This is a genomic window from Clostridium sp. ATCC 25772, assembly GCF_001573875.1.
GTDB classification, from domain to species: Bacteria; Bacillota; Clostridia; order Clostridiales; family Clostridiaceae; genus Clostridium_J; species Clostridium_J senegalense.
In genome coordinates this window covers 36,534-46,543 of record NZ_LFRG01000031.1, presented here as the reverse complement: position 1 = coordinate 46,543, position 10,010 = coordinate 36,534, and the positions used below count along the sequence as shown (strand labels likewise).

11 protein-coding genes are annotated in these 10,010 nt (G+C 25.7%); 8 read left to right on the top strand and 3 right to left on the bottom strand.

Annotation, left to right across the window (positions count from 1 at the left end; genetic code table 11):
- The 4 genes from AZI32_RS11865 to thiE form a co-directional block, all read left to right on the top strand.
- A partial coding sequence (locus AZI32_RS11865) for an RNA-guided endonuclease TnpB family protein (RefSeq protein WP_157450900.1) occupies window positions 1-713 on the top strand: 713 nt, incomplete at its 5' end.
- 160 nt (window positions 714-873) lie between these two features.
- Complete coding sequence (gene thiD / locus AZI32_RS11860) at window positions 874-1,659, top strand: bifunctional hydroxymethylpyrimidine kinase/phosphomethylpyrimidine kinase (RefSeq protein ID WP_061996044.1); 786 nt, start codon at window positions 874-876, stop codon at window positions 1,657-1,659.
- A 10-nt stretch (window positions 1,660-1,669) separates the two neighbouring features.
- Window positions 1,670-2,470: a hydroxyethylthiazole kinase gene (thiM, locus tag AZI32_RS11855; RefSeq protein WP_061996043.1), complete on the top strand. Its 801-nt coding sequence runs from the start codon at window positions 1,670-1,672 to the stop codon at window positions 2,468-2,470.
- Window positions 2,463-3,098 carry a thiamine phosphate synthase gene (thiE, locus tag AZI32_RS11850; RefSeq protein WP_157450899.1) on the top strand — a complete coding sequence of 212 codons (636 nt, stop codon included), beginning with the start codon at window positions 2,463-2,465 and terminating at the stop codon, window positions 3,096-3,098. Before thiM ends, thiE begins: the two co-directional genes overlap by 8 nt.
- Window positions 3,099-3,146: 48 nt before the next feature.
- Here the strand turns inward: thiE and AZI32_RS18435 are convergent, their stop codons facing one another.
- The 3 genes from AZI32_RS18435 to AZI32_RS11840 all read right to left on the bottom strand — a co-directional run bounded on the left by AZI32_RS18435 (window position 3,147) and on the right by AZI32_RS11840 (window position 4,784).
- Window positions 3,147-3,293: a hypothetical protein gene (locus AZI32_RS18435; RefSeq protein WP_155844767.1), complete on the bottom strand. Its 147-nt coding sequence runs from the start codon at window positions 3,291-3,293 to the stop codon at window positions 3,147-3,149.
- Between the two features lie 190 nt (window positions 3,294-3,483).
- The gene (locus AZI32_RS11845; protein WP_010296157.1) at window positions 3,484-3,726 is read right to left on the bottom strand and encodes an AbrB/MazE/SpoVT family DNA-binding domain-containing protein; all 243 of its coding nucleotides are present in this window, start codon (window positions 3,724-3,726) and stop codon (window positions 3,484-3,486) included.
- Window positions 3,727-4,292: 566 nt separating this feature from the next.
- Window positions 4,293-4,784 carry a YajQ family cyclic di-GMP-binding protein gene (locus AZI32_RS11840; RefSeq protein WP_061996041.1) on the bottom strand — a complete coding sequence of 164 codons (492 nt, stop codon included), beginning with the start codon at window positions 4,782-4,784 and terminating at the stop codon, window positions 4,293-4,295.
- A gap of 249 nt (window positions 4,785-5,033) precedes the next feature.
- Between AZI32_RS11840 and AZI32_RS11835 the strand changes: the two genes are divergently transcribed.
- The 4 genes from AZI32_RS11835 (at window position 5,034) to AZI32_RS11820 (ending at window position 9,975) form a co-directional block, all read left to right on the top strand.
- The gene (locus AZI32_RS11835) at window positions 5,034-7,538 is read left to right on the top strand and encodes an FtsX-like permease family protein (RefSeq protein ID WP_061996040.1); all 2,505 of its coding nucleotides are present in this window, start codon (window positions 5,034-5,036) and stop codon (window positions 7,536-7,538) included.
- A gap of 14 nt (window positions 7,539-7,552) precedes the next feature.
- A complete protein-coding gene (locus AZI32_RS11830) occupies window positions 7,553-8,248 on the top strand; it encodes an ABC transporter ATP-binding protein (protein ID WP_061996039.1) in 696 nt (231 codons plus the stop codon).
- Window positions 8,249-8,458: 210 nt separating this feature from the next.
- Window positions 8,459-9,394 carry a dipeptidase gene (locus AZI32_RS11825; RefSeq protein WP_061996038.1) on the top strand — a complete coding sequence of 312 codons (936 nt, stop codon included), beginning with the start codon at window positions 8,459-8,461 and terminating at the stop codon, window positions 9,392-9,394.
- A gap of 125 nt (window positions 9,395-9,519) precedes the next feature.
- The gene (locus AZI32_RS11820; RefSeq protein WP_061996037.1) at window positions 9,520-9,975 is read left to right on the top strand and encodes a DUF1499 domain-containing protein; all 456 of its coding nucleotides are present in this window, start codon (window positions 9,520-9,522) and stop codon (window positions 9,973-9,975) included.
- Window positions 9,976-10,010 lie beyond the last annotated feature (35 nt).

The window sequence follows — 10,010 nt, the reverse complement described above, 5'->3', positions numbered from 1 at the left end:
CTATTGTAAAGAGTGGAACAGTTAGTCAAAAATCAGATAGATATTATGTATCTATATTGGTTGAAGAAGATATAAAACCGAATGATAAACCTTATTCTTGTGGAATAGGTATTGATTTAGGGATAAAAGATACTGCTATTTGCAGTAATGGAATAAAATTTAAAAATATAAATAAGACGAGTAAAGTTAAAAAAATAGAAAGAAAATTAAAAAGGGAACAAAGAAAACTTTCAAGGAAATATGAAAGTTTAAAAATAAGAAATAAAAATAATAAGGAGGGAGCTACTAGACAAAATATCCAAAAGCAAGTAGTTAAGGTACAGAAAATCCATCAAAGATTATATAATATTAGAAATGATTATAATAATAAAATAGTTTCAGAACTAGTGAAAATCAAGCCAGTTTTTATAACTATAGAAGATTTGGCCATTTCTAATATGATTAAGAATAAGCATTTATCTAAAGCTGTACAAAAGCAAAAATTGTATGACTTAAGAAATAAACTTATTTCAAAATCACATCAAAATAATATTGAAATAAGACAAGTGAGTAGATGGTATCCATCATCTAAACTTTGTAATAAATGTGGAAGCGTAAAAAAGGACTTAAAGCTTTCAGATAGAGTATATAATTGCAAGTGTGGTTATAGTTTTGATAGAGATGCAAATGCTTCATATAATCTTAGAGATGCAAAAGAATATAAGATTATCTAACGTTAAATAGATACTTATATATGTACCGTTGGCTAAATGGGAATTTAAGCCTGTGGAGTGCTATATAAACCAAAGTAGCTTCGGCAAAATGGAGTACATTGAAACAGGAAAAATCTCAATATGGGTATTTTTGTCCATATTTTGAGTAGCAGTGTTGAAAATGAAAAAAGTACTTACAATAGCAGGATCAGATAGTGGTGGAGGTGCAGGAATACAAGCGGACTTAAAGGCTTTTTCTGCTAACAGAACTTTTGGTATGAGTGTTATAACAGCAGTTACAGCCCAAAACACATTAGGAGTAAAAGCTATACATGATATACCAGCAGATATTGTAGAATCTCAGATTGAAGCTATATTTGATGATATAGAAGTATCTGCTACTAAGATAGGAATGGTTTCTAATGAAAAAATTATAAGAAAAATAGGAGAAAAGTTAAGATTTTATGATGCAAAAAATATAGTAGTTGATCCGGTTATGGTCTCTACAACTGGTTATGATCTTTTAAAAATGGAATCTAAAAGAGCACTTATAGAAGAACTTTTTCCAATTGCAAAAATAGTAACGCCTAATTTAAGAGAAGCAGAAGTTATATGCGATATGAAAATAGATAATTTAAATGAAATGGAAAAGGCTGCTTTAAAAATATTAGATATGGGACCAGAATACGTACTTGTAAAAGGTGGTCATCTAAAAGGAAAAGCTACTGATTTACTTATGAGTAAGGACTCTATAACAATTTTAGAAAAAGAGAGAATAGATAGTAAAAATACACATGGAACAGGATGTACTCTTTCTTCTGCAATAGCAAGTAATTTAGCTAATGGTTATGATGTTGAAGAGGCAGTAAAGTATGCAAAAGAGTACATAACAGAAGCGATAAAGAAAAGCTTTGATGTTGGACATGGAAGTGGTCCAGTAAATCATTTTTATAAATTTTATAAATAGAGGAGATATTATGAGTTCAATATATGACTATTTAGAAGCATTAAGAGAAAAAAATCCACTAGTGTATCATATAACCAATATGGTTACAATAAATGATTGTGCCAATATAACATTAGCAATAGGAGCATCACCACTTATGAGTTTTAACGAAGAGGAATTAGAGGATATTTTGAAGTTTTCCTCAGCATTAGTTTTGAATATAGGAACTATGGATAGTTCTATGATGAATATAGCTATTAAAGCTGGACAAATAGCAAATAAATTAAATGTACCAATAGTTTTAGATCCGGTAGGTGTAGGCGCTACGAAAGAAAGGGTAAAATTTGTTGAAAAGCTTGTAGAAATGGTTAAGTTTTCTGTTATAAAGGGAAATATGGGAGAAATTAAAACATTAATAGGTGATAGTGCAAAATTAAAAGGTGTAGATTCCAATGAAGATATGAAAGATGGAAAATATATTGGATGTAAACTTTCAAAAAAATTAGGATGTACAATTGTAATTACAGGAAAAGAAGATTTAGTTTGTTATAAAGATAATATATATACTATAAAAAATGGACATAAACTTATGAGCAAAGTAACAGGTACTGGATGTATGACGGCATCTTTAATTGGAGCCTACTTAGGGGTTACAAAAGATAGTTTTACTGCTGGATTCTTAGGAACATTATCTATGGGAATATGTGGTGAAAAAGCAGTAAAAAATTTAAGAAATGATGAAGGCACTGGTACTTTAAAAGTAAAAATTATAGATAATATATATTTATTAAATAAAAATGATTTAAAGTTAGGGGATGTTATTTTTGAATAAAAATATAGATTATAAATTATATTTAGTTACAGATAGAGAGGTTTTAAAAGGTAGGGATTTAAAACAAGCAGTTGAAGATGCTATTTTAGGTGGAGTGACTTTAGTTCAAATTAGAGAAAAAAATTGTAGTGGAAAAGATTTTTTAAAATATGCATCAGAGGTGAAATCTGTTACAGATAAATACTCAATACCACTTATAGTAAATGATAGAGTGGATATAGCTTTAGCAATAAATGCACAAGGTGTGCATATAGGACAAAATGATATGGATGCTAAGGCAGTAAGAAGGATAATAGGGGATGATATGATACTTGGAGTGTCTGCATCAAACAAGGAGGAAGCTATAAAGGCTGTTAAGGATGGTGCTGATTATTTAGGAATAGGTGCTATGTATACTACAAATGTAAAGAAAGATGCTATTAATGTAAATTTGAATAATTTAAAAGAAATAGTTGATAATGTATCAATTCCAATAGTAGCCATAGGGGGCATAAATTTCGAAAACTCTTCGGAAGTATTAAATGTAGGAATTGATGGGATAGCAGTTGTATCATCTATATTGGCCCATGAAGATGTTAAAAAAGCAGCTAATATTCTTTTAAATGAATGCAATAAATATTTAAAGTAAAAAATTAAAGGGAAAGGATTTAAAAACCCTTTCCCAATATACTTTCTATTAACACCAGTCGCAATCCCAACAGTTATTGCAACCACAACAATCATCATCAAAGTCCCCGCATAAAAGAAGTAGTATGATTATGCCACAAGGACCTATAATTGGCCAGAATAATAATAATAATACTAATAAACAAAGTTCATCCATTTTATAACCCCCGATTGTTAATTTGAAATAATTAACATATTTTTGCTGTTAATACTTAAGCTAAGATTTAAATTGTTAGCTATATTGTATATTATGAAAAAAATATATAAAGGGTTACTTTTCATAACAATAAAGAAAAAATATTCTAAAAGATAATTTAAATGTTATTAGTATATATTAAAAATTATATTTATTTTGAGCCAAGATCTTTAAGACAGTCTTCACATATATTTTTTCCTTTATAATTTGTAACGTCTCTAGCGTTTCCACAGAAAATACATGCTGGTTCATATTTCTTTAGAATAATTTGATCACCATCTACATAAATTTCTAATGCATCTTTAATCTCGATATCTAAAGTTCTTCTTAGTTCTATAGGTATTACTATTCTACCTAATTCATCTACTCTTCTAACTATACCTGTTGACTTCATTTTTATCCTCCTAATTGCTTTTATAAATTTATAAACACCTTATAAAAAATGTTTATAGTACATATTATCAAAACTAACATGATTAAGTGTTAGTATTTATATGAAAAATATAGAAAAATTTTATAACTTAAAACATATTATTAAATTATCCAATTAATCTAAAAATATACATAATGTATATTTAAATTAAAAAAATTTTCAAATTTATATAGTTATTTTAATAATCTCTTAGAATAATATTATATGTAAGAAATTATTAAATGGCACTCAACTTCTTACAAAAAATATATATAAACAAAGTTACAGTTTAATGACATTTTGTCAAAAAATAAAAAATAACATAAAATATTGATATGAAAATAGATAAAATCTTAATTTGTTTATAAGTTTTATAAGAGGTTTATCTAGATGTATTGTAAAATTTAAGTTGAATTTTAGCATATAATTAAATTTGAGCTTGTTTCCCTATAAATGTTCCCAATATGTAAGTAAAAGATAAGTTTTAAAATTTATATTAAAAAATAAAAAACTTAATTTTATGTAAAATTAAGTTTTTTAAAATATTATTATCTATAATTTGTAAATTGAAGGTCTATATCAAAATCTTTTGATTTTAATAGTTGTATAGTTTGTTGAAGATCATCTTTGTCTTTTCCAGTTACCCTTAATTGATTATCTAGTATTTGAGTTTGAACTTTGATTTTACTAGATTTAATTTCAGATACTAATTCTTTAGCTTTTTCTTTTGAAATTCCATTAATTATTTTAGCGTTAGCCTTAGCAGCACCTAAAGAACCATTTTCTATTTTACCAAGTTCTAAAGCCTTTGGTGAAACACCTCTTTTTATAAATTTGCCTTTTAAGATATCTATTACAGCATTTAACTTATATTCATCATCAGAAACTATTTTAATTTCATCTTTTCCAAGTTCTATAGCTGTTTTACTTCCTTTAAAATCATATCTTTGAGATATTTCTTTTAATGCTTGATTTATAGCATTATCTACCTCTTGCATATTAACTTCTGACACAACGTCAAATGAATAATTACTTGCCATTTTAAAAACCTCCTAAATTTAAAGTCTAAATTTAACACATTCTATATAATTATACACTAAGGGAAATATAAAACAATAATTTAGTAGCTTTTTAAATAATAGTAAATGAAATTATTTAAGAAATTTTATAAAAATTTTTAAGAAACAATAATTATTTTAAAGAAAAATTAAAAAAATATACACAATTTTGATTTTTAATACTTTAATATGATAAAATTAATGAAAAATATAACAATAAGGAGAAAAATAATGCATATTTTATTCAAATTTATGATGAAAAATATATTTGAAAAGAAATTAAGGTTTGTTTTAATTGTATTTTCTATTGCAGTGGCCACAGCTATGACTTTTGCATCTATGGGAGTATCTAATTCGTACAATGAAATGATACTTGAAAAAATGAAAGCAAAAGTTGGGGATGCAGATTTAATTATTTATAGCAATGATAAAAATAAAAGTACATTCTTAGATAGAACAGAAATTGAAAATGAAATAACAAATAATAAAGCAGCCTATATTTTTGATGGTGAAGGGATTTATAAAAGTGATAATAATATTTTGAAATTAAATATTAAAGGATGTGAAATTGAAGATTTAAATAAAATAAGTTCTATAAAATTGATTGGTAGTAGTGATGAAGGTTTAAGCTTAAAAGATAATGAGGTTATTATTTCTAATAATATTAGTAAAAAGTTAAATTTAAGTGTTGGAGATAATATAAATTTAAAGGTTGAAGGGAAAGACATAACTGCAAAGGTGAAAAACATTGCTATAAATAAAGGTCCTTTTTTAGAGAGTGCAGGTGAAATGAATGTAATTATAGATAATAAGGGACTTTCGAAGTTATTATCTAGAGAAAAATTAATAACATCTGTACTTGTTAATGTTGATAATAAGGAAAATATTGAAGAATATAAAAGTCAATATAAAAATAATTTACCTAATTATGATATTAAAGAAACAATTAATAAAGAAGATCTACAAAATCGTGTAAAGCAATTTACATTACCATTTTACCTTATGTTAATAATTGTATTAATAATGGCAGGATTTATAATATATTCTGCATATAAGGTGATAATAATTGAAAGAATGGCAGTGATAGGAACATTTAGAAGTATAGGAGCTACTAAATGTTCAACTAATATAATTTTAATAATTGAAAGTCTTATTTATGGCATATTAGGAGGCGGTATAGGTCTAATACTAGGAATACCAATTTTGAATTATTTATGTGATTCCACTAATGTTTTAAAAAGCTATGGGGTAGAAACTATAGTTAAAATAAATAATATAAATTATATATATAGTTTTTTATTAGCTATAAGTATTTCTTTTATAAGTTCAATTATACCTATAATGAATTCATCTAAAATATCAGTTAAAGAAATTATACTTGGTACTTTTAGTGAAAATAAAAGGTTAAAATTAGGAAACTTAGTACTGGCATTAATATTTTTAATTATACCTACAATATATTTATACAAATATAAATTTACAGGAGTATTTTTAGTATCGATTTCATGTCCATTTTTAATTTTTATAGGTGCGGCATTAATATGTCCATATTTTATAAAGATATTTTCTTATTTGTTTAAAGAATTATATAGAGTATTTTTAGGTAATTTAGGTGCTATAGCTTTAGACAATATATCAAGTTCTAAAGCGCTTATAAATAATGTTGTATTACTTATGAGTACGTTATCTGCTGTTATTGCAATATATGTTGCATCTAATAGCGTCAGTGGTTTAATTATAACTCAGTATGAAGATATGAATTATAATTTTAAGATACAGGGAAGTAAATTAAAATATGCAAAGGATGATATTTATAATTTAGATTATGTAAATAATTATATGGAAGAGATTATCTTAAATGGTGTAGAGGTTAAAGATAAAGATTTTGATATAAAAAGGCTAGAAGGGATTGAGGAAGATAAATTTTTGGATTTTTATTCTAATGTAGAGATTTATGATGATAAAGGTGGATTACAAGATGAAATTTTGAAAAATTTACAGTCAGGAAACAACATAATAATAAATAACATTCTAGCTAAGAAGAAAAATATAGAAATTGGAGATAAAATTCAATTAAAAATAGAGGATAAAGAAATAATTTATAATGTAATAGGTTTTGTAAAAGGAGATTATATAAATAATTTAGGAGTAGCTTTAGTTGATAAAGAATTATTAAAAGAATATATTAGCATAGGTTATGAAAATAATGTACTAATAAAAAATAATAATACTTATGATGTTACAAGTAATAAGTTGAAGGAAGATTTGGAAAGTTACAATTTAACTATAAGTAGTAAAGAAGAAGAACTAAAAGTGGATTTACAGGAAAATGAAGGGCTTATGAATTCATTAGAAAGTTTTTCACTTATGGCACTATTAATAGGCAGTCTTGGTATTATGAATAACCTTATGGTTAGTTTTATGTATAGGAAAAAAGAACTTGCTGTCTTATCATCAGTAGGTATGAGTAGAGTTCAACGAGGTTATCTTTTACTTATTGAAGGGGCAACCATTGGAATAATTGGTGGAACATTAGGAGCTTTGGAAGGAATTTTTATATCTAACTTTATAGAAGATATAACTTATTCACTTGATGCGTATTTAAAAGTAGAAATTTCTATTAAGCTAGTAGTTTTACTTGGAGCATTAGGTGCAATATTAATAATGGTGGCATCAATAGTGCCTATAATAAAATCATCCAAATTATCAATAGTTGAAGAAATAAAATATGAATAGAAGGTGTACATAAAATGGAAACAATAATAGAAATTAAGAATTTACATAAAAGTTTTAAAGTTGGTAGTGAGGATATAAAAATATTAGACAATATAAATTTGAAAGTTGCAAAAGGTGAATTTTTGTCTATTATGGGTCCATCAGGCTGTGGTAAAAGCACATTGTTATACTTGTTAGGAGGACTTGATGCTCCAACATCTGGTGAAATATACATAAATAATAGAGAAATTTCAAAACTTAAAGATAAGAGTATAAGTAAAATAAGAAGAAGAGAATTGGGATTTGTATTTCAATTTTATAATTTAGTTCAAAACTTATCAGTAGAAGATAACATATTACTTCCCATACTATTAGATGGTGGTAAGCCTAAAAAGTATGAAAAACAATTAAAAGACATATTAAATATAATAGAAATGCCAAGTAAAAGAAAAGCACTGCCAAGAGAACTTTCAGGTGGCCAACAGCAAAGGATAGCTATAGCAAGAGCTCTTATAAACAATCCTGAGTTAATACTTGCAGATGAACCAATAGGAAATTTGGACTCTAAAACTGGTAATGAAATTATGAAACTTTTTAAAAAAATAAATAAAGAGAAAAATGTAACAATTGTAAATGTAACACATTCTAGGGAATCAGCTAATTATGGTAATAATTTAGTTAATTTAAAGGATGGGAAAATATTAAGTTGTGAAAAGATATTTAATCTTTAGCTATACAGCTTTTAGGAATAAGTGGTAAAATTATATGGATACAAGCTCAAATTTAGAGTTATTTAATAACTTGAAAATATTTTTATAAAGTTAAACACTAAATTCATTTGTTTAGAAGCCTGTATCACTCTTTAGATTATCCAAATTTAAAAACGCAGGTAAGGTGAAACCTTATAATTAAAATTATTTTAAAAGAAGGGGATGGATTATATGGCATTTATTGATTTACATTGTGATACAGCAAGTAGAATGTTATATGAAGGTTTAGATTTAAGAGAAAGTGAATGTAAAGTAAGTATAGAAAAATTAATAAAAGGTGGCGGACTAGCCCAATTTTTTGCCTTTTTTGTAGAATTAAATAATAAAAAAGATCCATTTTTAGAATTCAAAAATCAGTATGATAATTTTATATATGAAGTAAGTAAAAATAAAGATAAAATTGAGATAGTTACTAATCTTAAGGAATTAGAAAATTGTAATTTAGAAAATAAGGTAGGGGCTTTCTTGACTATAGAAGAGGGTGAAGTTTTAAAAGGGAATATCGATATGGTAGAAGAGGTTTATAAGTTAGGAATAAGACTTATAACTCTTACATGGAATTATAAAAATTCCTTAGGATATCCTAATTTTGAATTTGTATATAAAGATAATGGATTAACAGATAAAGGAAAAGAAGTTGTTGAGGCCATGGAACACTTTGGTATTATACCAGATTGTTCTCATTTATCTGATAAAGGATTTTATGATTTGGTAGATATATGTAAAAAGCCATTTATAGCATCACATTCTAATGCAAGGTCTATTACTAATCATCCAAGAAATTTAACTGATGATATGATAAGAAAACTTGCTTTAAAAGGTGGAGTTATGGGAATAAATTTTTGCAGTGTTTTTTTAGGAGAAAGTGAAGAAGCTAAAATATCTCAAATGGTAAATCATATAAAACATATAGTAAATATAGGAGGAATAGGTATAGTAGCACTTGGTTCGGATTTTGATGGTATAGAAAATGAAGTTGAAATAAAAAATACAAGTGAAATGAATAATTTAGCATATGCTCTTAAAAAAGAAGGATTAAAAGAAAGTGATATTGAAAAAATATTTTTTGAAAATGTAAAAAATGTTTTAAAAGAAACTTTAAAATAATATTATAATTAACTGAATATAGCCCAAAATATATTTTCGGCTATATTCAGTTATTTTTTTATAATTTTTAAATAAATGAGCACATTAATAGATATATATATTTTTTATTAAAGGTGTGATATTAATTGAAAAAAAGAAATTTAATTTTATTAGGATTAGGTGTAGCATCAGTGTCAACAATAATAAGTCGAAATATAGTAAAACCTAAAAATTTAGGTGTAGTTAAGGGTAGATTACATGAGATACCTAATAGGCCAAGTGCAGTATCAACAGAAACGATTTACCATAATAAAAGGGTTGAAACTTTGCCCTTTAAAGGAGACTTAGAAGAGTCAAAAGAAAAAATAGTAAAGGTATTAAACTGTATAGGAGGGATATTGGTATTAAGGGTTGAATATGATTATATTTATGCAGTATCAACAACACCACTATTAAGATATCATGATGATATAGAGTTCTATTTTGATGAAAAATTACAATGTATTCATTATAGATCTTGTGCTAGAGTACCATATTATGATTTTGGAACAAATAAAAACAGATACTTAAAGATAAGGGATTATTATTTTCATTTAGTATAGTCCATAGAAAGTTATTTAAGAATAAAAGTAAATTT

Coding starts and splice junctions, on each gene's coding strand:
- AZI32_RS11845 (WP_010296157.1), bottom strand. CDS start 3,726: ATGAAGTCAACAGGTATAGTTAGAAGAGTAGATGAATTAGGTAGAATA.
- AZI32_RS11840 (WP_061996041.1), bottom strand. CDS start 4,784: ATGGCAAGTAATTATTCATTTGACGTTGTGTCAGAAGTTAATATGCAA.
- AZI32_RS11835 (WP_061996040.1), top strand. CDS start 5,034: ATGCATATTTTATTCAAATTTATGATGAAAAATATATTTGAAAAGAAA.
- AZI32_RS11825 (WP_061996038.1), top strand. CDS start 8,459: ATGGCATTTATTGATTTACATTGTGATACAGCAAGTAGAATGTTATAT.
- AZI32_RS11830 (WP_061996039.1), top strand. CDS start 7,553: ATGGAAACAATAATAGAAATTAAGAATTTACATAAAAGTTTTAAAGTT.
- AZI32_RS18435 (WP_155844767.1), bottom strand. CDS start 3,293: ATGGATGAACTTTGTTTATTAGTATTATTATTATTATTCTGGCCAATT.
- thiM (WP_061996043.1), top strand. CDS start 1,670: ATGAGTTCAATATATGACTATTTAGAAGCATTAAGAGAAAAAAATCCA.
- thiD (WP_061996044.1), top strand. CDS start 874: ATGAAAAAAGTACTTACAATAGCAGGATCAGATAGTGGTGGAGGTGCA.